Genomic DNA, 25,517 nt, shown 5'->3' with positions numbered 1-25,517 from the left:
CGGGTCGCGCCGACGTCCGTCGTGGACCGGGCTACCTCCCCACCACCGTGCAGGAGGCGGTCGCGACCTTGGTCGGGTCGCTCTCCGACGTGGCCGTGAGGGTCACCTTCGACATGAGCGCACCGCCGTCCCGCTTCGCGTGCACCGGCACCTCCACCCGCCCGCCGAACTTCGCCGTCGCGAGGGTGTTGGGCACCGACACGGACCAGCCGCGGCCCTCCGCCCTCGCCGACACCCGGTACACGTCGCCGTCGAGGTACTGGGCGACGGGCTCCGGGTGCTCCCCGGCCGGGGCGGCGGTGCGGCCGGTGTTGAGCAGCGGGAAGCGGCACGTCGCCACGCCGTCCGTGCTCGCACGGGCGGCGGCGGGCAGGACCCGTGCGCCGCGCTGCTGCGGGCCCGCGCCGTCCAGCGACCGGACGGCCACCGTGTAGGACAGGACGCCCCGGCCGTCGCGTTCGACGTCCAGCACGTAGAAGTGCAGCCGGTTGGCCTGGTCGACGTACTCGTGCTCGCTGCCCGAGTTCGTGCCCGCGTGGAACAGCGCGTCCGCCAGCTGCCGGTAGTCGCCGACCGTGATGGGCACCCGCGTCCCGTCCGGCAGGACGTAGTCGGTCATGCCGATGTCCTGCGGGTTGGCGTCGACCACCCACGCGAACGGCGCCTGGTCGGCGTTCTTGGTCTTGGCCAGCAGCACGCCCGCGTCCGGCGTGAACGAGTCCACGCCCATCCGGTCCACGACCTCGACGGTGTAGTTCTGGTACCCGCGGCCGTCGCAGAACGGGTCGGTCCGGACGTCGCAGGGCGGAGCCAGGTCACCGGTGCCGAGCACGACGTTGATCCCCGACAACCCGGTCGGCCCCGGCTGGACCGTGCGGGCGGTGACCTTCGCGACGACCGGCCCGGACTCGGCCAGCGCCTCCCTGGACAGCCGCAGCACGTTGCGCTCGTCGACGATGCCGAGCTTCATCTTGTTGCGCAGCATGTGCTGCGCGCCCATCGACCCGCCCGCCGTCGCCGGGACGACCCAGCGCGAGTGCGGACCGCCGGGACCGTTGAACGACCCGCGCGACAGCATGTCCCAGATGCCGTTGTAGTCGCGGCGCGGCGGGGTGCCGTACGGGTTGTTGTAGTTGTCGCCGATGCCGAGCAGGTGGCTCAGCTCGTGCGCGTACACGCCCTGGCCGGAGCTCTCCGCCTGCGTGGACGAACCACCGCCCGCGTTGGGCCAGATGCTGGAGCCCGCGGCCCACGACGTCCAGTCGACGTAGCGGGTGCGCGACCAGTTCGGCAGGGCCGGGTCGGGCGGGCCGAACTCGTCGGTCACGGCCTCCTTCGTCGGGAACTTCATCATCCCGAACTCCTGCCACGTCCCGGACTCGTCCTGGCCCGCGGACAGGAAGTACACGAAGTCGTACCCCTTCGGCACCTCCGCCCCGACGTCGGCGATCCACGCGGCCCGGCCGTCGGTGCGGATGTCGCGGTTGCACGTGTCGCCCGCGGGGCAGGCGGTGCCGCCCTGGAACTCCATGGCGTACTCGTGGTCCTTGCCCGGCATCGTGTACGGGCCGAACGCCGTCAGGTCGACGCCGTAGCGCCCGCCGGAGTCCTCCATCCAGTACTCGTGCACGGTGTGGCCGCGGTTGAGGGCGTTCGGCTGGTTCAGGAAGTCCTGGTAGAACCGGGCGACCTGGTCGCGCGGGACACCGCTCGCCTCCGCGCTGGGGTTGCCGAACACCGTCGAGTTCTTCGGCTGCGTCACGACGAACGGCTGGTTCGGGTAGTCGAGCAGGACCAGCGCGCCCCTGAAGTCGCGCACCGATCCCCTGACCGACGGGTCGGCCCAGGTGGTGCCGGGGATCGCCCGGTAGTCCCGTTCCCACGTCATGTGGTCGGGGTTGACCCAGTTCTGCGGGTCGACCGGGCCGGGGAACCCGGCCGCCGCCGCCGCGCGGGCGGAGTCGCGGGGCTCCTGCCACGGCTGCTGCCGCGGCCAGTGGTCGAACTGCCAGTGGTGCGGGGGCTCGTCGAGGGGAGCGGCGGTCACGCCGGTGGTGCCCGCGGTGAGCGCGGCGACCGAGAGCAGCGCGGTGATCAGCAGGGCGGGGCGTCGCCGGACACGTGTGTGGTCCATGCCACCTCCGTGGTAGGTCCGCCCACGCTATCGACGACTCCTCCCCCGGTGAGGTCGCGCGGACCGTTGTCAGTTGACGGAAATCAGCGTCGGGAGGACGCCGCTCGCGCGGCGGGAGCGCCTGGAGGCCGAGCTGGACGGCGGCCCCGGTCCGCACGCGATCCGGATGCTGGTGGCGATGCTCGCACCGCGCCGCGCGGCGACCTCGCCGTTGCGGCTGATGACCGTGAGCTGCGGGGAGGTCCGGGAGCAGGTGGTCTGACCGTGGAAGTGGTCGATCTCGTGGGGACGGTGCGCGTGAGTTCGACGGCTCCGCACACCGCTCACGTGCCCCACCGGCGACCGGGTCCCGCTGCGGAACCGGTTGGCCGGTCGCGGAGCCGCCTGCGGGCCGCGCGGCACCGGCGGTCCGGGCGGTCACCGCGCGGAGGACGGCGACGACCAGCCGGACGGCGACGACCAGAACCAGTCCGCGCATCGCCGCACGCTCCGCATCGGTGTCCGTCGGCAGGTGCCAGCGGTCACCAGCAGGAGTCGCCGCCCACCCCCGTCCCGTTGCCGAGCCGGTCGGCGCGGTCGGGCGAGACCATCCGCGGACCCGCGCGGGACGAAGGTGAACACCCAGCTCATACCTTGGTCGGAAAGTTTCCACCACGCTTGACCGTGCCGCAACGGCATGGTTTCCACTTGCCGTGTCGACGCGACCGCGTCGAGGACCACCGAGGGGGGGCGACGTCGTGGGGTGGAGCACCAGTCAGCTGGCCGAGCTCGCGGGCACGACGCTGCGCACGATCCGGCACTACCACGAGGTCGGGCTGCTGGCCGAGCCCGAGCGTCGGGCCAACGGCTACAAGAGCTACGGGGTGACCCACCTCGTGCGCGTGCTGCGGGTCAAGCGGCTCACCGGGCTGGGGCTGTCGCTCACGCGGATCGCCGAGCTGGGGGACGAGGACGAGCACCCCGGCGAGGCGCTGCGCCGGTTGGACGCCGAGCTGGCGGCCACGGTCGAGCGGCTGCGACGGGTGCGGGGCGAGCTGGCGCTGATCCTGCGCCGGGAGGTGCCGACGGACCTGCCGTTCGACATCGCCGCGACGATCGCGGGCGCGGACATGTCGCCGAAGGACCGCTCGGTCACCGTCGTGCTGGCCCAGCTCATGTCGCCGGAGGCGCTGGCCACCTACGCCGAGGTGCTGGACGGGAAGGCGAAGGACCCGGTGGGGCTGGAGTTCGACGCCCTGCCTGCCGACGCGGACGAGCAGACCCGCCAGGACCTGGCCGACCGCATGAGCGCGCTGCCGATCGTGCGGGAGCTGCGTGCCAGGTTCCCCGCTCCGGCGGGGATCTACGCGGGCGCGCCTCGCGGTGAGGAGTTCGCGATGCGGACGATGGGCAAGGTCGTCGTCGAGCTCTACAACGAGGCGCAGATCGACGTCCTGGTGCGCATGAACGGCTGAGGAACCCCGGTTCGACCCACGGCGGGCCCACCAACGAAAGGGTATTTGCAAATGCGAAGGTATGTGACGGCGGTCTTGGCCGCCGCGGCGACGATGGCGGTGGCGCCGGGGGTGTCCGCGGCGACGCCCGCCCCGACCGTGACGTGGGCCGAGTGCCCGGCCGACGTCGCGGCTCCCGACGTGGAGTGCGGGACGCTCCGGGTGCCGCTGGACTACCGGGATCCGGGAGGCCGGACGATCGAACTGGCGATCTCGCGCATCGCCAGCAAGAACCCGGAGAAGCGCCGCGGCGTCCTGCTCACCAACCCCGGTGGCCCGAGCGAGGGCCTGACGTTCCCGGCGACCCTGCGGCTGGCCGGTCTGCCGCAGGAGGTGCGGGACTCCTACGACGTGATCGGGATCGACCCGCGGGGGCTGGGCCGCAGCACGCCCGCGACGTGCGACCTGACGCTGGAGCAGCAGTACGCGGGCAGCGTCCCGCCGTACGCCGTGACGCCGCAGGACGTGCTCACGAGGGCGGAGGCGGTGAAGAAGATCGCGCAGCAGTGCACCACGTCGTCGACGGCGTACCTGCTGCCGCACAACACGACCGCGAACATCGCCCGCGACCTCGACCGGATCCGCGCCGCGCTCGGCGAGCGGAGGGCGTCGTTCCTCGGGTACTCCTACGGCTCGTACCTGGGCGCGGTGTACGCCACGCTGTTCCCCCGCACCTCCGACCGCGTCGTGATCGACAGCAACCTCGGTGCGGGCGGCTGGGACGTCGAGGCGGGCAGGCTGTACGGCCGCGGCGTGGAGGACACGTTCCCGGACTTCGCGAAGTGGGCGGCGGCCCGTCCCGAGTTCGGCCTCGGCGGCACGCCCGAGGCGGTGCGCGCCAAGTACTTCGACATCGCGGGCCGTCTCGACGGGACGCCGTCGCCCGAGGGCGTCACCGGCCCGCTGTTCCGCGCGCTCACCTTCGGCGGGCTCTACAGCACCACCGACAGGTCGTTCACCGCGCTGGCCGAGGTATGGAGGTCGCTGGACACCGGTGCCCCGCTGCCGCCGAACGACACGCCCGCTCCCCCTCGGCTCGACAGCCTGATCTCGGGCCGCAACTACGTGGTGTGCGGCGACTCGCGCTGGCCGACGTCGGTGGCGACCTACCAGCACAACGTCGCCGTGGACCGCGTCCGCCACCCGATGTTCGGCGCTGCGGCGGCCAACGTGTACCCGTGCGCCTTCTGGCCGGACGCCGCGGAGAAGCCGGTGCGGATCTCCGACCGCGGGCCGCGCAACGTGCTGATGGCGCAGAACGACCGGGACCCCGCCACGCCGCTGGCGGGCGCGCTCTCGACGCGGCGCGCCCTCGGTGACCGGGCCGCGCTGCTGACCGTGGACCAGGGCGGGCACGGCACCTACCTCTTCGGCACCAACGCGTGCGCCGACGACCGGGTGACCGAGTACCTGGTCGGCGGGCAGCGCCCGGCGCACGACGTCCGGTGCGCCGCCGAGGCCCCGAGGTCCGAGGGCCCGACGCTGTCCATCGGGTAGTCCCCGGCCCACCGCGCCGCGGGTCGGCTCGCCCCAGCGGGGTGGGCCCGCCCGCGGCGCGGTCGCGTCAGTCGGTGACGTCCGGGGCGAACTGGGCCAGCGACACCTCGGTGGCGGCGGCGATCTCGTCGGCCGTCGCGGTGCCGGACGACTCGACGACGGCGACCCACGCGCGCACCGACCGGCGGGAGAACTCCTGGGCCTCCGGGGAGTTCGCGGCCGCCGCCGGGTCCTCGGCGGTCTCACCCGCCAGGAACAGCGCCAGCGCCAGGAACGCGCCGTCCCAGCCGGGGCCGACGTAGAGGGCGCCCGCGCCGCTGCCCGCCATCTCGATCGGCACGGTGTGTTCGAGCTCCAGGGCGGTCCCCTCGTCGCCGATGGCGGTGAGGCGCAGCTCCACGACGCTGGTCGGGCCGCCGAAGGTGACCTTCAGCGTCGTCGGCGGCAGGCAGGTGAGGATGTCGCCCCCCGCGTTGCCCTCCAGCTGGAACGTGCCGCCCTCCCGCAGGTCGCCGCTGACCGGGAGGAACCAGCGCTTGACCCGGTCCGGGTCGGTCAGCGCGTCCCAGACGTCGGCGACGTGCGCGTCGTACTCGCGGCGCAGCAGGACGCTGACCACCTCGCCGCTCGCGGCCTGGCCCCTGCCCACCTCGCGGTGGATCGCCTTCAGGTGGTTGGCGATGTCGATCATGTGTAGCCCCTCTGCCGTCATCCGGTGCCGCGTGCGCGGCCCAGTATGACAGACGAGGCTTATATAAGTAAAAGCTGACCTATCCGGCGTGGTCGGCGGCGGCGATGTCGCGGACCACGTTGCACGGGGCCGTCGGGTCGAGCGAGTCGAGCCGGACCGCGGAGCGCTGGAGGAGGCACCGCAGCACGTGCCGGTCCTCCTCGTCGAGTTCCTGGAGCACGAAGTCCTGGGCGCGCACGATGAGTTCGCGCAGCCTCTCCAGCCGCTCGACGCCCTTCTCGGTGGCGACGACCTGGCGGCTGCGCCGGTCGGCCGGGTCGGGGCGGCGGGTGAGCAGGCCCTCGCGCTCCAGGTCGTCGAGCAGGTAGGTCATGACGGTGCGGTCGCAGCCGATCTCCTGCGCGATGACGCTCTGGCTCACCGGGGGCCGCCTGGTCGCCGCCTCCAGCACCTGGTGACCGCGCGGGCCGCCGGGCAGCGAGCCCGTGGCCTCGTTCGCGGCCTTGAGGTAGGCGCGGAAGACGACCCCGAGCGCCCAGCCGAAGTCGCGGCGCAGGGTGTCCCCCTCCGCCAGTTCGTGACACCGCTCCGTGGCCATAGCCGCAGCTTACACCGCCTTTGTTCGTCCGGGCATATTTTCTAGTTGACAGATGTTCTGCCGGACAGACTATATTTGAGGTAACGCACTTGAGGAGGTCAGGACGTGTCGGACGACAGGGGCGGATGGGTCACCCGCCGGACCGGACTGGTCCCCAGCACCGCTCCGAGCACACGGCTCGGCGCCACGTCGGTGCTGAGCGAGCACGACCGGCCGACCGCGCCGGAACCGGACGACGACGTGCGGTTCACCAGGCGAGGGCTGAGCGCGGGGCACCACCTGATCGCCGTGCACGACCACTACCGCGCGGAACTCGCGAAGGTGCGCGAGATCCTGCGGCGGGTCAGGGACGGCGGCACCGGGATCGGCCAGGCGCGGGGCGAGCTGAACGGGCTCGCCCTCCGCACCGTCGACTGGCGCCTGCACGGCGCGTGCCAGGCCCAGTGCGCCTCCCTCACCCAGCACCACGGCATGGAGACCGAGCAGGTCTTCCCGCACCTCCGGCGCAGCCAGCGGGACCTGGCCGAGGTCCTCGACCGGCTGACCGAGGAGCACCACGCGATCCACACCGTGCTGGAGGGCGTCGACGGGGCGCTCATCCGCCTGGCGGACGACCCGACGGACTTCGGACCCATCACCGAGGCCGTCGACCTGCTCACCGACACGGTGCTGTCGCACTTCGCCTACGAGGAGCGCGAACTCGTCGCGCCCCTCTCCCGTCACGGGTTCTTCCCCGGCCAGCTCTGACGGCCGAGGTCACACAACAGGAGCGGAAGACATGAGCAGGCTGTTCGAAGAGACCACCGTCGGCACCGTCAAGACCGCCAACAGGATCGCGATGGCGCCCATGACGCGGAGCCGCGCCACCCGCGAGGGCCACGCGACCGACCTGATGGCGGAGTACTACGGCCAGCGCTCCACGGCCGCGCTGATCATCACCGAGGGCATCCAGCCGAGCCTGTCCGGCCAGGGCTACACGAACACGCCGGGCCTGCACACCGAGGAGCAGGTCGAGAGCTGGAAGCCGGTCGTCAAGGCCGCGCAGGCCAACGGCGCGGCGTTCTTCGCCCAGATCATGCACGCCGGCCGCATCGGCCACCCGGAGATCGCCGGGTTCCAGCCGGTCGCGCCGTCCGCGGTGCGCCCGGAGGGCCAGGTCTTCACCTACACCGGCCCGCAGGACTACGTGACGCCCCGCGCGCTCACGCACGACGAGATCGTGGAGATCATCGCCGACCACGTCGCCGCGGCCCGCAACGCCGTGGCCGCCGGGTTCGACGGCGTCGAGATCCACGGCGCCAACGGCTACCTGGCGCAGCAGTTCCTGTCGGTCAGCGTGAACCAGCGGACCGACGAGTGGGGCGGCTCGGTGCAGGGCCGCATCAAGTACGCGGTCGAGGTCGTCCGCGCGGTGGCCGACGCCATCGGGCCGGAGCGGACCGCGCTGCGCATCTCCCCCGCGAACCTGATCCAGGGCATCGAGGAGGGCGACTCCCGCGAGCTGTACCTCGCGCTGCTGGAGGCGCTGCGCGACCTGCCGCTGGCCTACCTGCACATCATGGAGGTCGCGGGCAACCGCGAGCTGACCAAGGAGCTGCGGGCCGCGTGGCCGCACACGCTCGTGCTCAACCCGCACCGCGACGCCGACCCGCTGGCGCCGCACGAGGCGGGCCACGACGCGCTGGAGGACGTCGGAGCCGACCTCGTCGCGTTCGGATCGTCCTACCTGGCCAACCCGGACCTCCCGGCCCGGCTCGCCGCGCAGGGCCCGTACGAGGCGCCGGACCCCTCCACCTTCTTCGGCGGCGACCACACGGGCTACCTGGACTACCCGACGCTGAAGGCCTGACGCCGCGGCACGGCGGAGCCCCTCGACACCTCGTCGAGGGGCTCCGCCGTGCACGTGGACCGTCTCAACCGGTCACGGGGGTGGGTCCGGACGGTGGGCACCGTCCGGAGTGGACGGGGTGGGTCAGTCGGCGGGCGAGACGGTGACCTGCCACCGCACGCACGTCGGGCGGGCTCCCTCGGTGCGCAGGAAGTCGTGCGCGGCCTGGCGGACGCTGGCCGCCGGGACCTCCGCGTTGGACGGCAGCGGGTGCGGCTCCCCCCGGTGGTCGTAGGTGAGTTCGGCGCCGGTGGGCGCAGTGCCGTCGGTGCTGATGACGGCACCGGTCTTGTCGGTGTGCCCGACGACGCCGCGGTCGTGGTTCAGTCCGATGTGCAGGATCGCCCAGGACCCCCGCTCTCTCCTGGAGATCTGGAGCAGCGGAGGGGCTTGGGCTGCCGCGTGTTCGCGGGTCATCCGGTCGAGCAACACTTCCAGGTCGTCAGCACCACGAAGGCTGATCAACTCGTCGCCGTACCAGGCGTTCAGGGCCACCATGGCAAAACCCTAGCTGGCGATCAGCGCACGCGGGACTCCGAGTTCACGAGTTTCGCAACGCAGGCGACAATTTCCTCGGGACGTTCGAGCGGGAGCATGTGGCCCGCGTCCGGGACGACCAGCGCTTCCCCGCCCGCGGCCTCGGCCAGTGCCAGCGCGTTCGACTCCGGGCACAGCCTGTCCTCGTCCCCGACGATCGCGACGACGGGCTTCTCCCGCGCCACCGTCAGCGCCGCCTCGCGGTCGTAGCGGTCGACGGCGGGGCGGAACAGGGCCACGGTCGAGGGCCAGTGCGCCCAGACCATCTCGGCGGTCAGCTCGACGTCCTCGGCGCGCGGCTGGTCGCCGAACAGCCACCAGCGCAGACCCGCCGTCTTGGCGGGCTCGATCTTCTCGCGGACGGCCCGCACGATCGGCCCGAAGGCCCGTTCGAGCTCGCGCACGAGCTTGCCGACGGCCTTGGGCCACGCCAGCGACGTCTCGGCCAGCCCGGTGGTCGCGGTCGACACGAACACGACACCGGCGACGCGCTGCCGGTAGAGCCGGGGACGGCGTTCGGCCATGGCCATCGCGGCCATCCCTCCCATGGAGTGCCCGACCACGACGACCGGGCCGTCCGGGACACCGTGCTCGATGAGTTCGCCCAGGTCGTCGGCCAGCCGCTCGATGGTGGCCGTGTCCTTTGTGGCCGGGTCGGACCTGCCGTGTCCTCTGTGGTCGTAGGCCACCACCCGGTGGTCCCGGCCGAGCCCCTCGACCACCCGCCACCACGTGCGGTGGTCCAGGGCGTAGCCGTGCGCCAGCACCACGGTCACGGCGGCGTCCGGGTCGCCGGAGCGCACCACGTGCAGCTCGGTGCCGTCCTCGAGCAGCATTCCAGCCCCTCTCGCGTCGGATCTGCCCTGTCCAACGACGCGGTCGCGGGAACGTTATGCGCGGGAACACCCCGATGGCGGCTCGTGGCCGGTCCGTACCCTGCCGATCTACCCGGTAGCGGCACTCGCGGAGGTGGCCATGAGCCAGCAGGACTCGCTCGTCCACTCGTACCTGTTCCTGCGGCGCGCGATCGGCTTCGTGGGCGTGCTGCTGCCCGTGGTGCTGGTGGTGGGGGTGCTGCTGACCAGGGGCGAGTTCCTCGACTCGATCAGCGGCTACTACTACAGCCCGATGCGGGACGTGTTCATCGGCGCCATGTGCGCGGTCGGGGCGTTCCTGCTGTCCTACCGGGGCTACGACGGGCTCGACAACGCGACGGCGTCGGCCGCGGGCGTGGCGGCGGTCGGGTTGGCGCTGTTCCCCACGACGCCGCGCGACGGCCACTCGCCGACCCAGGGCGTCGTCGGCGTGGTGCACCTGGTGTTCGCGTCGGTGTTCTTCCTCGCGCTGGCGTACTTCTGCCTGGTGCTGTTCACGAAGTCCGACCAGACCCGGCCGACGCCGCGCAAGGTCCAGCGCAACCGCGTGTACGTGGTGTGCGGCTGGGTGATCCTGGTCTGCCTGGCCCTGATCGTGGTGGCCAACGTCCTCCCCCACACCGACCTGCACCTCGCCCTCTGGCTGGAGTCGGCGGCGATCCTGGCGTTCGGCTTCGCGTGGCTGACCAAGGGCGAGGCGATCCTCGGCGACGTGCGCTAGAACTCGAAACCGCCAGGTCGGCCCGCGCGTTCGGCGATGAGGCCCGCCAGGGTGGCGATGGCGATCTCGGGCGGGGTCCGCGAGCCGATGTTCAGGCCGACGGGCCGGTGCACGCGGGCGACGTCGGCCTCGGCGACGCCGAGCGCGGCCAGCGCCTCGACGTGGGGGCCGGGGTGGCGCGGGTTGCCGAGCACGCCGATCCAGCGGGACTCCCCCGCGAGCGCGTCGCGCAGGACCTCGCCCAGTTCGGGCCGGTGGTGGTCGGTGACCACGACGTCGGTGCGGTCGTCGAGGTCGGGGAACGCGTCGGCGCCGTCGCGCGCGGGGTCGGGGTCGACGAGCAGCGTGCGGTAGCCGAGGTCGGCGCCGTAGGCGAGCAGGTAGCGGGCGACGGGCGAGGCGAAGACGGCGACGAGCGTGCGGTCGGCGGGCTCGGCCGGTGCGTCGCCGTGCGCGACCGCGCAGGCCTCTGAGGGGGTCATGGGACACAGTCTCGCCGCACCAATCCCGGACGTCCAGAACCACCCCCAAGTCCGCGATCTGCGCGGATAAACACTTTTCGGTCCACAGGTTCCAGACCACAGGACCAAGCGGTCGCTCTTGACCTTGGACGTGCGGCGCTCCAACCATGGGAACGCCTCCTCAGGAGAGCGCTCTCATGCACCACACCCGGTCACCGGGGATTGGAGTGGCTTGTGCGCACCCGGAAATTGCTCCACCTGCTCACCGCGCTGGCGGTGAGCGTTCCCGTGGTCCTCGGCGTGGCTGCGACGGCCCAGGCCGCGCAACCGCCGAACCTGCTGCCGTTGAGCGTCGCGAACAACTCGGGGCGTTCGGAAGAGGTGTTCCTGTACGTGCTGGGCACCGACCTGGCCAGCGGGAAGCTCGGCTACGTCGACGAGGCGGGCGCGTTCACCGCGTGGAGCGGTGGCGCGAACCCACCGGCGCCCGCCCCCGACGTGTCGATCGCGGGACCGGGCACCGGGTCGTCGAAGACGATCCAGCTGCCCCGCGGGATCTCCGGTCGGATGTACATGTCGTTCGGGCAGAAGCTGACGTTCCTGCTGGCGCAGGACGGCGGTCTCGTGCAGCCCGCTCCGTGGGCGGGCGGCGACCCGAACCGCGACGTGCTGTTCGACTGGAGCGAGTTCACCTACAACGACGCGGGCCTGTGGCTCAACAGCTCGCAGGTCGACATGTTCAGCGTGCCCCACTCGGTGTCGGTGACCGGTGAGCGCGGCACGAGCACCAGGGGCGAGCTGAAGCCCGGTGGACGGGACGCGATCCTCGACGCCCTGGAGGACGAGCCGGGCGACTGGGGCAAGCTGATCCACACCCGCGCCGACGGGACGAGGCTGCGGGCGCTGGCGCCGCGGCTGGCGATGGAGGGCGACGGCGGCTTCGACGCCACCTACCTCGACGGCTACCTGAGCGACACCTGGAACACCTACCGCGACACCGACCTCACGGTCGTGCCGTTCGAGTTCCAGCCGAACCTCAAGTACACCGGTCGCACCGACGGCAACGGGGTCCTGCAGTTCAAGGACTCCACGGGCAAGCAGGTCGCGTCGTTCCCGCAGCCCTCCACGAAGGACGTGTTCGGCTGCGACGGCAAGCTCGCCGCGCCGAACGACGACGTGGTCGGCCCGCTGGCCCGCACCCTGTGCGCGTCGCTGCACCGCTCGACGCTGGGCTTCCTGCACACCCAGCCGACCTACAAGGGCGAGGAGTTCTACACCAAGCCGATCACCGACCACTACTCGAAGGTGATCCACGCCAACATGGTCGACGGCAAGGCCTACGGGTTCGCCTTCGACGACGTCGGCAACTTCGAGTCGCTGGTGTTCGACGGCGTGCCGAGCTCGGTCACCATCACCCTGACGTCCTTCTGAGGACCCGCGAAATCCCCGCACCCGGTGGGGCGCGTTCTCGAACGCGCCCCACCGGGCTTTTTCGCGCATCACGGAATCCTCATTGTCGGCAGGTGCCGAAATTGGTCCGGAAGCCGGTGGAGAACGCACCCGCTCGGCGCGACCGCTCTTCCGCCGGGCACGTCGGGGCGATCGGGCGGGCAGCACGTCCGCCCAGTTCAGCGCGAGCGTCGAGTGGCTGGGACCGATCGGCTCCCCGACGCGAGAAGGCCCGCCGCCCGTGTATTTCCCACTGTCGGGCTTGTTTCTTCGGTGTAACCCTTCCGTGTCCGCCTGAATCGGTTTACTGTCCCGATGTGAGAGCGCTCTCACCCCGTTGTCCCCCTCGGTTTTCCCTGCTTGGAGGTGGCGCCCCCGTGAATCGGAGCCCGCAGAAAACCGTCCGGCGCCGGTCGCGCTGGCGTGCGGCCGTCGTCGCGCTCGCACTGGCCCTGTCCTCGACCGTCACGGGGGCGTCCGTCGCCGCCGCGGCCGACGACTACACGCAGTCGGCCGCGTCGGTGAACGCGACCCAGGCGCAGGTCTCGTTCACCCCGACCACCGCCGCGCTCTACGTCGACATCCACTACGTCGTCGCGGGGCAGGGCCAGCAGAACTTCCGCATGGACCTCAGCGGAGGCACGTGGCGGCGCACCATCAGCGGCCTGTCCACCGGCAGCGCGGTCGACTACTGGTTCACCTACGAGAAGGGCGGCCCGCAGTACGACACGCCGCACTTCTCCTACACCCACGGCGGCGGGTCCACGACGGTCGCCACGCCGACCTTCTCCCCCGCGGCGGGCACCTACCCGTCGGCGCAGTCGGTGACGATCTCCACCGCCACCTCCGGCGCGACCATCCGCTACACCACCGACGGGTCCACCCCCTCGGCGTCCTCGACGGTCTACGGCGGCCCGATCACCGTCTCGTCGAACACCACGGTGAAGGCGATCGGCCTGAAGTCCGGGTCGACGACGTCCGCGGTGGCGACGGCGGCGTACGTCATCGGCACGCCGGTCGCGACGCCGACGTTCAGCCCGGCGGGCGGCCAGTACTCGTCCGCGCAGACGGTGACGATCTCCACGTCCACCTCCGGTGCGGCCATCCGCTACACCACCGACGGGTCCACGCCCACGGCGTCCTCGACGCTGTACAGCGGCCCGATCACGGTCTCGTCGTCGCGGACGGTCAACGCCATCGGCGTCAAGTCCGGTCTCGCGAACTCCGCGGTGGCGAGCGCGACCTACACGATCGGCACCTCCGCGGGCTGCCCGACGCAGCCCGACGTGCCGAACTTCGGCCCGAACACCCGGATCTTCGACCCGAGCATGTCGGCCACGTCCATCCAGGCGCAGCTCGACGCGGACTTCAACGCGCAGAAGGACACCCTCGCCCACCAGATGGGCAACGGCCGGATCGCGCACCTGTTCAAGCCCGGCGCCTACAGCGTCCACGACGACGTCGGCTACTACACCTCGGTCGCGGGCCTCGGCCAGAACCCCGGTGACGTGGTCATCAACGGCGCCATCACCGTCGACGCGTTCAACGAGTCCGACAAGGGCGTGGCGCTCCAGAACTTCTGGCGCTCCGCGGAGAACATGGCCGTGAACCCGATCGGCGGCTCCAACCGCTGGGCCGTCGCGCAGGCCGCGCCGTTCCGCCGCATGGACATCCGCGGCAACCTCCAGCTCTACCCGGCGAGCTACGGTTTCGCCAGCGGCGGCTACATCGCCGACTCGAAGGTGTCCGGCGAGACCGCGTCGATCTCCCAGCAGCAGTGGTACACCCGCGACAGCAACCTCGGCAGCTGGGCGGGCGGCGTGTGGAACATGGTCTTCTCGGGCACCCCCGGCGCCCCGCCGACCACGTTCCCGAACCCGCCGGAGACCACCCTGGCGACCACGCCGGTCTCCCGCGACGTGCCCTACCTGTACCTCGACAACACCGGCAAGTACCGGGTGTTCACGCCCGCGCTGCGCACCAACGCCTCCGGCGCGAGCTGGGCGAACGGCTCCACCCCCGGCACGTCGATCCCGATGAGCCAGTTCTACGTGGTGAAGGCGGGCGACACCGCGTCGTCCATCAACTCCGCGCTGTCGGCGGGCTGCAACCTGTTCTTCACCCCCGGCATCTACCACCTGAACCAGACGCTCAACGTCACGCGGCCCAACACCGTCGTGCTGGGCATCGGCTACCCGACGCTGATCCCGGACAACGGGGTCAACGCCATGCAGGTCGCCGACGTCGACGGCGTCCGGATCAAGGGCGTCCTGTTCGACGCCGGCCTGACGAACTCGGCGGCGCTGCTGACCGTCGGCCCGTCCGGGTCCTCGGCGAACCACGCGAGCAACCCGACGACGTTGCAGGACGTGTTCTTCCGCATCGGCGGGTCGATCGCGGGCAACGCGACGACCAGCCTGGTCGTCAACAGCCACAACACGATCATCGACCACATCTGGGCCTGGCGCGCCGACCACGGCAACGCGGGCACGTGGGGGTGGACCCAGGCCAAGGGCGACACCGGCCTGATCGTCAACGGCAACAACGTGCTGGCGACCGGCCTGTTCGTGGAGCACTACCAGAAGACGCAGGTCATCTGGAACGGCCAGGGCGGCAAGACGATCTTCTTCCAGAACGAGATGCCCTACGACGTGCCCAACCAGGCGAGCTGGAACCGGCCGAGCGGCCGCAACGGGTACGCGGCCTACAAGGTCGCGGACAACGTCACCTCCCACGAGGCGTGGGGGCTGGGCAGCTACAACTTCTTCAACGTCAACCCCTCGGTGAGCGCGTACAACGCCTTCGAGGTGCCGAACAACCCGAACGTGCGCTTCCACAGCCTGTGCACGGTCTCGCTGAACTACCAGGGCACGATCACCCACGTCATCAACGACACCGGCGGGGTGACGCCTCCGGGCACCGTGCCGGTGAACGTGGTGAGCTACCCGTGACGTGACCGCGCCGCGGTAGGGCCGACCACGCCGGTCGGGCAGGCCCTCGGGCCCGCCCGGCCGGCGTTCGCACGTCAGCAGCGGTGGTAGGAGTAGCCGCGCTCGCCGGGCCGCACCAGGCCGCGGTCGCGGACGACGGTCGAGCGCGGGCGCTCCGGCGCCGCGCACGCCCCGCCCGGCGGGAGGTTGTCGGTGTACTCCACGGCCAGCACCCGCTTCCCGTGGACGGCGGTGTACCGCTCGCACTCCTCGAACGCCACGCACTCCTCGGCGACGGCGAAGTCGAACCCGACCTCGTCCTTGCCGCGCTCCCCCAGCTCGGCGGCGTTCTTCTGCCCGGCGAGCAGCCCCTTGTCGTGGGCCGACTCGACGAGCAGCGCCGCGAGGGCCAGGTTGTTCTCGGCGGTGACCGCCCCGGAGGAGCGGGTGTGGGAGTCGAGGTTGTCGAACTCCACGGCGTCGAAGCCCGCGCCGGCGCACCTGCCGACGGTGGTGCCGACGATCACGGCGAGCCGGGCGCGCTTCTCGACGGTGGAGGTGTCGAGGACCATCTCGTCCGGCCAGTCCGGGTCGACGACCGGCCTGCCGTCCCGCCCGCGCAGGACGAGGTCGGCGTGCTCGCCCAGCCACAGGTCGCGGTCGGCGGGCTGGGTCTGGAACGCGTTGACGTAGCACACGTTGTAGAGCCCCTCGGCGGGCTCGGCGGTGCTGTCGCGCACCACCACCGTGACGCCCGCGGGTGGCGGGTAGGCGCCGCCGAGCTGGTAGTCGGCCGCCGCGCCCTCGGGGAACGTCCGCACCGCGACCGACGACGACGTGGGCACCGACACCTCCCCGACCTGGGCGGGCCGCGCCCGCACCGAGCAGGCGGTGACCGCCAGCGCGGCGGTGACCACTCCCAACGACTGCCGCAGCGGTGGAACCACGTCTCTCCCCGGTGAGGTCTCGAACGGACTGGCGAGACCTTACTGACCGCCGTGGACCCGCGAGGGGTGTTTCACCCGAGCAGCGGGTCCGACGGCGGTCTTCGACGTAGCCTCGTCGGCATGGCCACGCACTGGACGCTCGGCTGCGACGCCGCCGATCCCCACCGCCTCGCCGCCTTCTGGGCCTTCGCGCTCGGCTACGTGGACGAACCCGGTTACGACGCACCGGACGGCGCGTCGATCGTCGACCCCGACGGCGTGGGGCCCGCGATCGGGTTCCTCCGGGTGCCCGAGCCGAAGTCGGCCAAGAACCGGGTGCACGTCGACGTCCGGGTGGCGGGCGAGCCGCCGTGGGACCTGGCGCAGCGGGAGCGGTTGATCAGGGCGAAGGTGGTGGAGCTGGTCGGGGCCGGGGCGACGGTCGTGGGCGAGGAGCTCTACGACGGGCGCCTCGGCCACGTCGTGATGAACGACCCCGAGGGCAACGAGTTCTGCGTCGCCTGACCCGTGCGCGCCGGGCCGGGCGACGCCGGGGTCACCCGGTCAGCGCCTCAAGGCCGCTGGCCTGGGTTCGCCAGTCGACCTGGTTGGGGCTGCCGCCCGCCCACCGCTGCCCCAGCCGGTTGAGCGGGTCGCGGTCGGCGGTCCAGATCGAGTCGGACTGCGCCTCGCCGAACCGCTGGTAGGCCGCCGACCCCGTGACCTGCGCGAGGTCGGCCAGGTAGCGGGCGAAGACGCCCTTGAACTGCTTCTGGTTGTCGTCGCACGCCCGCGTTCCGGTGTCGCACGACTCCGTGAGCACACCCGCGACCACGAGCACCGGGCTGGTGGTGCCCGCGTCGGCCAGCCGGCGGGCCTCGGCGAGGTAGCGCGCGTCACCGGTCGCGCGCCAGGTCTCCAGGAGTCCGCCGATGCCCAGCCCCTGGTTGTACGTCCAGACCGTCTGCCCGTTGTTGCGGCAGTCGGCGGTGAGGCCGTCGTTGACCAGGCCGGAGGCGTTGACCATCCCGCTGGCCAGGTACCAGTCCGCCGCCGTCCTCGACCGCCGCGCCCACAGGGTGTCGCCCGGCGTCCGGTTGTGCAGCGCCGCCGCGAGCCGCAGGTACAGGCCCGCGGTGACCGCGTTCTTGTAGGTGCGCTCGCGGTCCCACCACACGCCGCCGCCGCACGTGCCGGTGTCCCAGAACCGGTGGACGTAGGCGGCGATGGTGGTGGCCATCGACAGGTACCGGGTGTCGCGGGTCAGGTCGTACGCCCCGATCCACGCGAGCCCCCACCAGGCCGTGTCGTCGATCGACCGGCTGATGAAGTCGCCCTCGACGGGGTCGGAGCCGCGCTGGCCCGCGGCGAACGGGCCGCGGTTGACGTCGAAGGTGCGGGCGATCATCCAGTCGTACCGGTGGTCGCCCGTGCGGGCGGCGTAGGCGGTCAGCGCGGTGAGGGTCGCCGCCGAGTTCCACCAGCTGCTCGGCCACCACGCCGTGTACGGGTCGTAGGAGTAGGCCAGCGCGTCGGCCGCCGCCGCCGTGCGGGTCGGCGTCGGGCGTGCCCAGGCGGTGCAGCTCCCCTGCGCGTGCGCGGCCTCCCGGCCGCACGCCCGGACCGCGCCGCCGTAGTGCCTGCCGCGCGGGTCGCGGGTGGCGAACATCGCGGTGCGGGTGCCCGCCCCCGCCGTGACGCCGGTGCGGCCGAGCGAGGAGCCGCCCGGCCAGGTGGCGCCGGAGTCCCACGACCGGTCGAGCCAGACCTCGTCACCGGGTCCGCCTGCCTCGATCGTGCCCCAGGCCATGGCGTTCCGGTCGACGTGCAGCCGGATCACCCGGCCGAACAGCGTGGTCGACGGCACCGGCTGCGTGTCGCCGTCGGCCTGGCCCGCGTCGGTGCGGTCGCAGGTCACGTCGCACACGGTCGGGTAGATCCAGTCCGTGCACACCACGCCCGCGCCGTCGCCGCAGGCCCTCAGCAGGCCGCGCTGGTGGGCCACCGGATCGGTCACGTTGTACATGAGCGTCCTGGTCCCGGTCCACGAGCCGGGGACGGTCGCCCGGCCGAGCAGCCCCTCCCAGGTGGCGCCGCCGTCCCAGGACCGGTCCAGCCAGACCCCGTCGCCGGTGACGCCGCCGTCGACGGACGCCCAGCCCATCCCGTCGGCGTCGGACACGTGCAGGACGACCCGGCGGCCGTTGACCCGGCGCTCCGGCACGGGGAAGGTCTCCTGCCGCGCCCGCGAGGGGTCCAGGGTGTCGCAGGACAGCACGCACACCACGGCCGCCGCCGAGGGGCCGGTGTCGGTGCTGGGCGGTGCGACGGGGGCGAGGGTGATGAGCAGCGACGCGACGACACCCCTGATCACGACAGCCTCCGCAGGTGGTCGGGGGTGCCGCTGTCGTCGAACTGCACCACCCTCGCCGAGTCCGCCGTGGACATCCGGTCCACGGCCAGCACCTTGCCGGAGTGGACGTTCCTCAGCCGGAACCACCCGTCGCCGTTGTCGACCAGCGTCCACCGGTGGTCGGCGCCCCCGTCGTCGGCGAACTGCACGACCCGAGCGTCCGACGTGGACAGGACCTTGTCGCTGTTCTCGTTCTGCACCCGGCACAGGACGCCGGGCGTGCCCCACGTCCTGGTGCCGCCGGTCTGCGGGAACGCGGTGATCCGCAGCCGGGCCGCTCCCATCGGCACCAGCTCGACGGTCCGCTCCGCCCCCGTGGTCGCCACGGGCCCGTCGGACAGCGTGCCGACGACGTTCTCGCTGTCGACCTCCCAGTCCGGGATGTCCCGGACGCGGGCGCTGATCCGCACGGGCGCGGTCGCGAGCGTGAACGGGTCGGTCAGCGAGCCGCCGGACGACACGACGAACCGCTGGTCCGGCGTGAGGCCGACGTTCCACGCCGAGCCCGGCTCCACCTCGTACTCCGGCCAGTCGGCGCTGCCCGCGTACCGGTTCCACCGCTCCTCGACGCGCAGCGAGAACGTGAGCGCCCCGAGGTCGACCGACACCGCGTTGTGGTTGCGCGTCCACACCCTCGTCCGAGGGGTCATCGGCAGCCGCAGCACGACCTGGTCGCCGGTCGTCCACGTCCGGTCCACCGACGCGAACCGCGGGCCGCCCGGCGCCGCCACCGCGGTCCCGTTGACCGTGAGCACCGGGTTCGGGCACCACCCCGGAATCCGCACGGAGAACGGGAAGGCCACCGCCCTCGGCGTGGTCAGGGTGAACGTGATGGTGTCGGTGAACGGGGAGCCGGTGTCCGCCACGACGGTGACGACCGTCCCGTCCCCCACCTTCGCGCTGACGCGGGACGGTCCGCGCGGCGCGGCGGCGAGACCGCCGTCGGGCGTGGCGAGCCACATCTCCTCGACGTAGTACGGCCAGCCCTGGCCGTAGTTGTGCGGGCAGCACCGGTAGTCGTCGACACCGGGCACGTACGCCTGCATCGCGAACCCGTTCTGGAACTGCCGCCGCCTCTTCGGGGAGTTGTCGAGGCGCACCCCGTTCGCGCTGGTCACGTAGTGCACGGCCTTGCCCTGCGGGTCCAGCGAGGCGGGCAGCAGGTTGAACGCCAGCTCCTCGGTGCGGTCGCCCCGCACCGGGTCGCCGGTCGTGCGCAGCAGCAGTTCGTGGCTGCCCATGAACTCCACGACCCCGCACGTCTCGAACCCCTGCCGGGGGTCGCCGCAGCCGGGCCGGGAGTTCTCGTCGCCCGCCAACCCGCCGCCGGGGAACTGCCCGTAGGAGGTCATCACCGAGTCGTAGGTGCGGTGGGCGGACGCCCGGTGCCGGTCGTCCCCCGAGAGCTGCCAGAACTGCGCGGGCTCCCGGAACCCCTGCGCGAAGTTCACGTTGTGCGGGCTCGCGATCCGGTCGACCCAGTTCGCCGAGTGCTGGTGGACGCGCCTGGTCAGGTCGAGCAGGGCGGTGTCGCCGGTCCGGTTGAACAGCCAGTAGAGGACGTCGATCGTGGCGCCCCAGCCGTCGGAGAACACCCCGTCGGGCTGGGCCGCCACGAACCGGAAGTACCGGGTCAGCATCCCGTCGATCCGGGTGTCGCCGCGGTGCTCGGCCCACGAGCGCAGGGCGTGCAGCACGGGCATGTGCGGCCACAGGTCGGCGTGCCCGTTCAGCGCGGTGCGCAGCCTCGACGGCCCGAAGTACCCGTCGGAGGCCCGGGTGGCGACGATGGCGTCGATCCACCGCTCGGTGTCGCCGAGCACGCGCTCGTTGCCGGTCACGTAGCCGAGGTCGCCGTAGCCGCGCAGCCAGTGGGGCACCTCCTCCCAGCCGTCGAGGTCGGGCCGGGTCCAGCCCGTGTCGGCGAAGCGGAGGAAGTGGGAGAACTCCTGGTAGCGCCCGGTCAGTCCGGTGACCTGGCGGTCGAGCCGGGTCGCGAGCCACCCGGTCGGGCGCACCGCGCCCGGAGGGAGGCGCAGGTAGGAGGAGGGGCGCGGGGGCGGGCGGTTCACGGGGTGGTGCGGGGTGGCGGCCCGCGCGGTGGCGGCGCGCTCGACCACCAGCGCCCCGCCCGCGGTCAGCAGACCGCCTCGGAGGAACGTTCGGCGTGGAATCGACATGGCTGTGCTCCCGGTGCGGGGTGGGTGCGGCCTGAGGTGTCGAGCACGAAGAGGGGCTGATCGGAGCGTAGCGTTTTTACAACGTTGTGCCAACGATGTAAATCGCCGGGAAAGCGCAGGTGGGAGCGACAGCGGGCCGTGAACGGGGTCACACGGGGCCGGTTTTAACGACAATCTGTCGTAATGTTTACGACAGGTTGTCGCGTAAAGGGCGCGACCGCCGCCGACCCCGTGGAGAAGGACTTCCCATGACCTCACCCGCCGACCGCGCCGACCTCGTCGAACTGCTCAGCCGCTACGCCGACATCGCGGACCTGAAGGAGTACACCGAACTGCCCGGCCTCGTCTTCACCGACCCGGTGACGCTCGACTTCGAGTCCGTCGCGGGAATCCCCCCGATGACCGTGCCGCTCGCCGACTACGTCCAGGTCCTCCGCGGCGCCTTCGCCCCCTTCACGGCGACCCACCACGCCATCACCGGCCACGTCGTCGAGGTCGACGGCGACACCGCGACGATCCACGCGCACGTCCGCGCCGAGCACTGGGTCCCGGCCGAGGTCGCGGGCGACGGCCCGAACCGCTGGCTGGTGGTCGGCTTCTACGACGACCAGGCGGTCCGCACGGAGAACGGCTGGCGCCTCAGCCACGTCACGCTCACCGCGGCGCACCAGGAGAACCAGCACCTGGCGAGCGCCGCCACGGCTCGCTAGCGGCCCTCGGCGCCGGTGGAGGAGGATGATCGGGTGCCGCGCATCCGGGGAGCCAGCATCGAACAGCACCACGAGATGGTGTGGTCCGACCTCGCCGGGGCGGTGCGCGACCTGCTGCTCGAACGCGACTACGACTCGATCACCATGGGCCACATCGCGGCTCGGGCCGGGCTCGCGCGCAACACGCTGTACAACTACGCCCGCGACAAGGGGGCGCTCGTCCTGGCGCTGACCGAACGGGCGTGCGCGCCCGTCGTGGACCGGGTCTCCTCGATCGCCCGCCGGTCCGCGGACCCGGCCGCGGACCGGGTGCGGGAGATCGTCGAGGCGGTCCTGGAGGCGTCCACGGACCAGGCCATGCAGCTGATGTTCCGACCGGGCTCCGGTCCGCTGGTCGCCGAGGTGCCGAAGGGGCCGGACGGCCCGTTCCACGCGATCGTCGTCGAGGTGGAGGCCGTCGTCCGGGACGGCGTCGCGCGCGGGGAGTTCCGCGACGTCGGCGACGTGCCCCTCGTCGTGGAGCTGCTGTCCGGTGCCATGCGCTCGGGCGCCGAGCGCATCGGCCGGGACCCGGCCGCCTTCTCCGCCACGGTCGGTGCGACGCGGGAGGTCGTCCTCGCGTCGCTGGTCCGCCACCCGGACTGACCGGGGCGCACGCCGTCAGGCGTCGGGGCTCAGCAGCGGCCGGACCTCCTCCGCGCTCTCGACGAGGGCCCGCACCACGGGCGTGGCCGCGTCCCTCACCCGCCAGGTGACGACGTCGGACAGCGCGACGTCGAGGTCGGCGACCGGGCGCCAGACCATCGAGCTGAGCGGGGCCACCAGGTCCGCCGTCCGCCGGGCGAGGAACGTGACCGCGTCGCCCACCGCCACCAGCGCGAGCAGCGCCTCCAGGTCGGGGACCTCCGCCATCGCGCCGAGCGCGACGTCGTGCGCGCGGGCGGCGGCCACGACGTCGGCGTGCAGACCGGGGTTGGCCTCGCGCGGTTCGAGGACCACCCGCTCCCCCACCAGGTCCCGCAGCCGGACCTCCGCGCGGGACGCGAGCCGGTGGTCGGACGCGAGCAGCAGCCCGAGCCGGTCGCTGGTCATCTCCAGGGAGACCAGCGCGTCGTCGTCGGGGCGGCTCGTCCCGTAGGCGAACGAGATCGTCCCGTCGCGCAGGGCGTTCCACTGCTGGGCGCCGGTCATCGCGACGAGCTGGAGCCCGACGCGCGGGGCGCGCCTGCGGAACGCCGCCATGAGCGAGGCCAGCGCGCCGGTGAACGTGGCCCCCTGCTCGAAGCCGATGACCACCGTGCCGAGCCTGCCGTCGGCGACGCCCTTGGCCTCCTCCACCGCCGCGTCGACGCTCGCGAGGATGCTCCGGGCCCGGTCCGCGAAGACCTTCCCGGCGGCGGTGAGCCTGATCCCGCGGCCGTCCGGCTCGAACAGCTCGACGGCCATCTCCTCTTCGAGGTCCTTCATCTGCCTGCTCAGCGGGGACTGCGAGACGTGCAGCCTGGCCGCGGCGCGCCGGAAGTTCTGCTCCTCGGCGATGATCGCGAAGTAGCGCAGGTGGCGGAGTTCCACGGCGTCAGCACCGTTGCCTTGAGAGCATCACAAGTCGTCATTCTATGTCTTGGACAGCTCGGTCAGGGCTGCCTACGGTCGTTCTCGTGAACTCCACGAACCACGAATCCCCCGATCGCCCGCGCGTGCTGGTCTCCGGCGCGGGCATCTCCGGCCTCACCACCGCCTACTGGCTCGACCGCCACGGCTTCGACGTCACGGTGGTCGAGGTGGCGCCCCGGCCGCGGCCGGGTGGCCACGCGGTCGACGTGCGCGGGCCCGCGCTGGAGGTCGCGGAGCGGATGGGCGTCGCCGCCGCGCTCCGCGACCGGGCCACGAGACTGGCGGGCATCGCGGTGGTCGACTCCTCCGGGCGGGAGACCTTCCGCAGCACCACCGGCACCCTGACTAGCGGCCGGCTCGACAGCCCCGACGTCGAGGTCCTGCGCGACGACCTGTGCCGGGTGCTCCGCGACGCCGTGGGCGACCGGGTCGAGCACCTGTTCGGCGATTCCGTCACCTCGCTGGTCCAGGACGGGTCGGGCGTCGACGTCGCGTTCGCCACCGCCGCACCCCGCCGCTTCGAGGTGGTGGTCGGCGCCGACGGGGTGGGCTCGGGGGTGCGGCGCACCGCCTTCGGCCCGGACGAGCGGTTCGTGCGGGAGTTCGGCGACCTGCACGTGGCGGTGTTCAGCATGCCGAACTTCCTCGGTCTCGAACGCTGGGAGGTGGTGTACCAGCGGGAGGACCCGTTCATCGGCGCGCTGGTGATGGGGTTGAGCGCGGACGAGCCCGCGCGGGCCTACCTCGGCTTCAGCGCTCCGGAGGCCGTCGGCGACGTGCGCGACGTCGACGGCCAGAAGCGGCTGCTGGCCGACCGCGTGGCCGACGGCGGCTGGGTGGTCCCGCGGATCGTGGAGCACATGATGGACGCCGACGACTTCCACTTCTACCGGCTGAGCCAGGTCAGGGTGGACGGGTGGTCGCGCGGGCGGGTCGTGCTGGTCGGCGACGCCGGGTACGCCGTCTCCCTGGGCACGGGGCAGGCCACCAGCGTCGGCATGGTCGGCGCGTACGTGCTGGCCGGGGAACTCGCGGCGCACCGCGACGACCTGCCGAGGGGGCTGGCGGCCTACGAGGACGCCCTGCGCGACTACGCCGTCCGCAACCAGGACATCGCGCTGGAGCTGAACTCCGCGCCGCGGGACGCGGCCGACGACGACCTCCCGGACTTCGGGAGCCTCACGCTGCCGTTCGCCCTCAAGGACTACGCGGTGCGCTGACCCCGGTGCCGGTGCGGACGACCGCCACCAGCAGCGGGGTCTCGCTCAGGGGAACGGTGATCACCGCGCGCTTGCCCGGTGCTGTCACCGCGCTAGCGACGCGCCCACTGCTCGAACGCCTCGTGGACCTCGTCGAAGAAGACGGTCTTCGCACGGGTGTAGTCGTCGTGGTCGGTGTCGCCCGCGTGCTCCGCGGCACCGGCGGCCTTGACCTCCGCGTAGCGGTCGCGCTGGTCGGGGTGGGCCTTCAGCCAGTCGCGGAACCACACGGTGTGGTCGCCCCGCGGCGAGTCCAGGCGGCGGACGTGGACGATCGTCGGGGACAGCGGGTCCGGCGAGACGAACAGCCGCGTGGCCCACACGTCGTCGGCCGCGACCTCGGGGTCGCGCGGGAGGTCGCGGTGGACGCCCGTGCCGGGGAGGAAGCCGATCGCGGCCATGACCGGGTCGACGTCCTCGGGGTCCGGTAGGCGCGGCACGCGGACCTGGAGGTCGATGAACGGCTTGGCGTCCAGTCCGCGCACGGACGTCGAGCCGATGTGGTCGTAGCGGAACACCCCGGCCGGGTCGAGGCCCGTCAGCGCGGACCGGACCCGGTCGATCCCCCGCCGTCCGGCCCACTCCCACCGGGGGTCGTGGTCCACGACGCGCGGCGGACGGCGGCCGGGCGCGCTCCCGGCCAGTGCCTCGGACCACGGGCGCAGCCGCGTGGACCACAGTCGCTCGACCTGGGCGTGCACCGGTTCGTCGGCGGTGAGGACGGCGTCGACGAACCGCGTGTCGCCCGACGTGTCGGACGTGGCGATCCGGAACGCGACCGCGGAGCCCGACCCCAGCACGGCCGCCACCCCCAGCGCCCGCAGCCGCGACGCGGCGGTCTCGGCGTCCTGGCCACCCACGATCCCGACCGTCAACATGCCCCGAACCCTAACCAACCGCGCCGCGGGCGCAGGTCGAGCGGCCCGCGCCCGCGGTCGTGCCCACCGGCCCCGCGACACCTCCCCGCTGGTGCGGAAGGTGCGGCCCTTCGACCCGTCCCAGTCGATCGACCAGGTCATCAGGCCCTTCACGCCCGTGCGGCGGGTGTTCCACGCCTGCGCGACGGGCTGGTGGACAGGCACCCCCTCCCGCGCCGGGCTGGGCGGGGACCTGCTTGTCGCGGGGGCGCCCTGGTGGTCGT

General features: G+C 72.4%; 23 protein-coding genes. 12 read left to right on the top strand and 11 right to left on the bottom strand.

The genetic code is table 11. The annotated features are described in order from the left end of the window. Positions 1 to 31: 31 nt before the first annotated feature. Positions 32 to 2,134, bottom strand: coding sequence for a M6 family metalloprotease domain-containing protein (locus tag AC156L_RS13255; RefSeq protein ID WP_330879707.1), 2,103 nt, complete (start codon positions 2,132 to 2,134; stop codon positions 32 to 34). Between the two features lie 73 nt (positions 2,135 to 2,207). Here AC156L_RS13255 and AC156L_RS13250 point away from each other — a divergent pair, with 73 nt between their 5' ends. The 3 genes from AC156L_RS13250 (at position 2,208) to AC156L_RS13240 (ending at position 5,124) form a co-directional block, all read left to right on the top strand. Next, positions 2,208 to 2,396, top strand: a complete 189-nt coding sequence (locus tag AC156L_RS13250) for a hypothetical protein (RefSeq protein ID WP_330879708.1) — start codon at positions 2,208 to 2,210, stop codon at positions 2,394 to 2,396. 475 nt (positions 2,397 to 2,871) lie between these two features. Next, positions 2,872 to 3,588 carry a MerR family transcriptional regulator gene (locus tag AC156L_RS13245; RefSeq protein WP_330879709.1) on the top strand — a complete coding sequence of 239 codons (717 nt, stop codon included), beginning with the start codon at positions 2,872 to 2,874 and terminating at the stop codon, positions 3,586 to 3,588. Between the two features lie 51 nt (positions 3,589 to 3,639). Continuing rightward, positions 3,640 to 5,124 (top strand): alpha/beta hydrolase, encoded by a 1,485-nt coding sequence (locus AC156L_RS13240; protein ID WP_330879710.1) that lies wholly within the window; start codon positions 3,640 to 3,642, stop codon positions 5,122 to 5,124. A gap of 67 nt (positions 5,125 to 5,191) precedes the next feature. Here the strand turns inward: AC156L_RS13240 and AC156L_RS13235 are convergent, their stop codons facing one another. Both AC156L_RS13235 and AC156L_RS13230 read right to left on the bottom strand, forming a co-directional pair. Further along, on the bottom strand, positions 5,192 to 5,815 hold the full coding sequence (locus AC156L_RS13235) for an SRPBCC domain-containing protein (protein WP_330879711.1): 624 nt from the start codon (positions 5,813 to 5,815) through the stop codon (positions 5,192 to 5,194). A 79-nt stretch (positions 5,816 to 5,894) separates the two neighbouring features. Beyond that, on the bottom strand, positions 5,895 to 6,413 hold the full coding sequence (locus tag AC156L_RS13230; protein WP_330879712.1) for a MarR family winged helix-turn-helix transcriptional regulator: 519 nt from the start codon (positions 6,411 to 6,413) through the stop codon (positions 5,895 to 5,897). Between the two features lie 105 nt (positions 6,414 to 6,518). Between AC156L_RS13230 and AC156L_RS13225 the strand changes: the two genes are divergently transcribed. Next, positions 6,519 to 7,160, top strand: a complete 642-nt coding sequence (locus AC156L_RS13225) for a hemerythrin domain-containing protein (RefSeq protein WP_330879713.1) — start codon at positions 6,519 to 6,521, stop codon at positions 7,158 to 7,160. Between the two features lie 31 nt (positions 7,161 to 7,191). Further along, positions 7,192 to 8,262, top strand: coding sequence for an alkene reductase (locus tag AC156L_RS13220; protein ID WP_330879714.1), 1,071 nt, complete (start codon positions 7,192 to 7,194; stop codon positions 8,260 to 8,262). A gap of 123 nt (positions 8,263 to 8,385) precedes the next feature. On the opposite strand, the gene AC156L_RS13215 is transcribed toward AC156L_RS13220, so the two are convergent. Both AC156L_RS13215 and AC156L_RS13210 read right to left on the bottom strand, forming a co-directional pair. After that, positions 8,386 to 8,799, bottom strand: a complete 414-nt coding sequence (locus AC156L_RS13215; RefSeq protein ID WP_330879715.1) for an Imm1 family immunity protein — start codon at positions 8,797 to 8,799, stop codon at positions 8,386 to 8,388. A 20-nt stretch (positions 8,800 to 8,819) separates the two neighbouring features. Continuing rightward, the gene (locus AC156L_RS13210; protein WP_330879716.1) at positions 8,820 to 9,674 is read right to left on the bottom strand and encodes an alpha/beta fold hydrolase; all 855 of its coding nucleotides are present in this window, start codon (positions 9,672 to 9,674) and stop codon (positions 8,820 to 8,822) included. A gap of 139 nt (positions 9,675 to 9,813) precedes the next feature. Here AC156L_RS13210 and AC156L_RS13205 point away from each other — a divergent pair, with 139 nt between their 5' ends. After that, a complete protein-coding gene (locus AC156L_RS13205; RefSeq protein WP_330879717.1) occupies positions 9,814 to 10,434 on the top strand; it encodes a DUF998 domain-containing protein in 621 nt (206 codons plus the stop codon). On the opposite strand, the gene AC156L_RS13200 is transcribed toward AC156L_RS13205, so the two are convergent. Beyond that, entirely contained in the window at positions 10,431 to 10,916 is a 486-nt protein-coding gene (locus AC156L_RS13200; RefSeq protein WP_330879718.1) for an XdhC family protein, read from the bottom strand. The two genes, AC156L_RS13205 and AC156L_RS13200, sit on opposite strands and share 4 nt — an antisense overlap. Before the next feature lie 213 nt (positions 10,917 to 11,129). Between AC156L_RS13200 and AC156L_RS13195 the strand changes: the two genes are divergently transcribed. Next, on the top strand, positions 11,130 to 12,326 hold the full coding sequence (locus AC156L_RS13195; protein WP_330879719.1) for a beta-1,3-glucanase family protein: 1,197 nt from the start codon (positions 11,130 to 11,132) through the stop codon (positions 12,324 to 12,326). 395 nt (positions 12,327 to 12,721) lie between these two features. Next, positions 12,722 to 15,295, top strand: a complete 2,574-nt coding sequence (locus AC156L_RS13190) for a chitobiase/beta-hexosaminidase C-terminal domain-containing protein (protein ID WP_330879720.1) — start codon at positions 12,722 to 12,724, stop codon at positions 15,293 to 15,295. 74 nt (positions 15,296 to 15,369) lie between these two features. On the opposite strand, the gene AC156L_RS13185 is transcribed toward AC156L_RS13190, so the two are convergent. Then, the gene (locus tag AC156L_RS13185) at positions 15,370 to 16,221 is read right to left on the bottom strand and encodes an endo alpha-1,4 polygalactosaminidase (protein ID WP_330879721.1); all 852 of its coding nucleotides are present in this window, start codon (positions 16,219 to 16,221) and stop codon (positions 15,370 to 15,372) included. A gap of 120 nt (positions 16,222 to 16,341) precedes the next feature. On the opposite strand from AC156L_RS13185, the gene AC156L_RS13180 reads away from it, so the two are divergent. Beyond that, entirely contained in the window at positions 16,342 to 16,725 is a 384-nt protein-coding gene (locus AC156L_RS13180) for a VOC family protein (protein WP_330879722.1), read from the top strand. 31 nt (positions 16,726 to 16,756) lie between these two features. Here the strand turns inward: AC156L_RS13180 and AC156L_RS13175 are convergent, their stop codons facing one another. Both AC156L_RS13175 and AC156L_RS13170 read right to left on the bottom strand, forming a co-directional pair. Beyond that, the gene (locus tag AC156L_RS13175) at positions 16,757 to 18,574 is read right to left on the bottom strand and encodes a glycoside hydrolase family 76 protein (RefSeq protein WP_484406879.1); all 1,818 of its coding nucleotides are present in this window, start codon (positions 18,572 to 18,574) and stop codon (positions 16,757 to 16,759) included. Beyond that, complete coding sequence (locus AC156L_RS13170) at positions 18,571 to 20,793, bottom strand: beta-L-arabinofuranosidase domain-containing protein (RefSeq protein WP_330879724.1); 2,223 nt, start codon at positions 20,791 to 20,793, stop codon at positions 18,571 to 18,573. Before AC156L_RS13170 ends, AC156L_RS13175 begins: the two co-directional genes overlap by 4 nt. A 248-nt stretch (positions 20,794 to 21,041) precedes the next feature. On the opposite strand from AC156L_RS13170, the gene AC156L_RS13165 reads away from it, so the two are divergent. Both AC156L_RS13165 and AC156L_RS13160 read left to right on the top strand, forming a co-directional pair. Then, positions 21,042 to 21,503 (top strand): nuclear transport factor 2 family protein, encoded by a 462-nt coding sequence (locus AC156L_RS13165; protein WP_330879725.1) that lies wholly within the window; start codon positions 21,042 to 21,044, stop codon positions 21,501 to 21,503. Between the two features lie 33 nt (positions 21,504 to 21,536). After that, positions 21,537 to 22,148: a TetR/AcrR family transcriptional regulator gene (locus tag AC156L_RS13160; RefSeq protein ID WP_330879726.1), complete on the top strand. Its 612-nt coding sequence runs from the start codon at positions 21,537 to 21,539 to the stop codon at positions 22,146 to 22,148. A gap of 15 nt (positions 22,149 to 22,163) precedes the next feature. Here AC156L_RS13160 and AC156L_RS13155 read toward each other — a convergent pair whose 3' ends face one another. Further along, entirely contained in the window at positions 22,164 to 23,075 is a 912-nt protein-coding gene (locus AC156L_RS13155) for a LysR family transcriptional regulator (RefSeq protein WP_330879727.1), read from the bottom strand. Between the two features lie 86 nt (positions 23,076 to 23,161). Here AC156L_RS13155 and AC156L_RS13150 point away from each other — a divergent pair, with 86 nt between their 5' ends. Then, positions 23,162 to 24,337, top strand: coding sequence for an FAD-dependent monooxygenase (locus AC156L_RS13150; RefSeq protein WP_330879728.1), 1,176 nt, complete (start codon positions 23,162 to 23,164; stop codon positions 24,335 to 24,337). Between the two features lie 92 nt (positions 24,338 to 24,429). On the opposite strand, the gene AC156L_RS13145 is transcribed toward AC156L_RS13150, so the two are convergent. Beyond that, positions 24,430 to 25,458, bottom strand: a complete 1,029-nt coding sequence (locus AC156L_RS13145) for a GrpB family protein (protein WP_330879729.1) — start codon at positions 25,456 to 25,458, stop codon at positions 24,430 to 24,432. Positions 25,459 to 25,517: the final 59 nt, after the last annotated feature.

The sequence above is a fragment of the Umezawaea sp. genome (assembly GCF_057122925.1).
This window is presented reverse-complemented; position numbering and strand designations above follow the sequence as displayed.

What these genes read in the sequence shown, in the direction of transcription:
- AC156L_RS13255 (WP_330879707.1), bottom strand. Translation starts at nt 2,134, where the DNA reads ATGGACCACACACGTGTCCGGCGACGCCCCGCCCTGCTGATCACCGCG.
- AC156L_RS13240 (WP_330879710.1), top strand. Translation starts at nt 3,640, where the DNA reads ATGCGAAGGTATGTGACGGCGGTCTTGGCCGCCGCGGCGACGATGGCG.
- AC156L_RS13235 (WP_330879711.1), bottom strand. Translation starts at nt 5,815, where the DNA reads ATGATCGACATCGCCAACCACCTGAAGGCGATCCACCGCGAGGTGGGC.
- AC156L_RS13230 (WP_330879712.1), bottom strand. Translation starts at nt 6,413, where the DNA reads ATGGCCACGGAGCGGTGTCACGAACTGGCGGAGGGGGACACCCTGCGC.
- AC156L_RS13220 (WP_330879714.1), top strand. Translation starts at nt 7,192, where the DNA reads ATGAGCAGGCTGTTCGAAGAGACCACCGTCGGCACCGTCAAGACCGCC.
- AC156L_RS13215 (WP_330879715.1), bottom strand. Translation starts at nt 8,799, where the DNA reads ATGGTGGCCCTGAACGCCTGGTACGGCGACGAGTTGATCAGCCTTCGT.
- AC156L_RS13210 (WP_330879716.1), bottom strand. Translation starts at nt 9,674, where the DNA reads ATGCTGCTCGAGGACGGCACCGAGCTGCACGTGGTGCGCTCCGGCGAC.
- AC156L_RS13205 (WP_330879717.1), top strand. Translation starts at nt 9,814, where the DNA reads ATGAGCCAGCAGGACTCGCTCGTCCACTCGTACCTGTTCCTGCGGCGC.
- AC156L_RS13200 (WP_330879718.1), bottom strand. Translation starts at nt 10,916, where the DNA reads ATGACCCCCTCAGAGGCCTGCGCGGTCGCGCACGGCGACGCACCGGCC.
- AC156L_RS13180 (WP_330879722.1), top strand. Translation starts at nt 16,342, where the DNA reads ATGGCCACGCACTGGACGCTCGGCTGCGACGCCGCCGATCCCCACCGC.
- AC156L_RS13170 (WP_330879724.1), bottom strand. Translation starts at nt 20,793, where the DNA reads ATGTCGATTCCACGCCGAACGTTCCTCCGAGGCGGTCTGCTGACCGCG.
- AC156L_RS13165 (WP_330879725.1), top strand. Translation starts at nt 21,042, where the DNA reads ATGACCTCACCCGCCGACCGCGCCGACCTCGTCGAACTGCTCAGCCGC.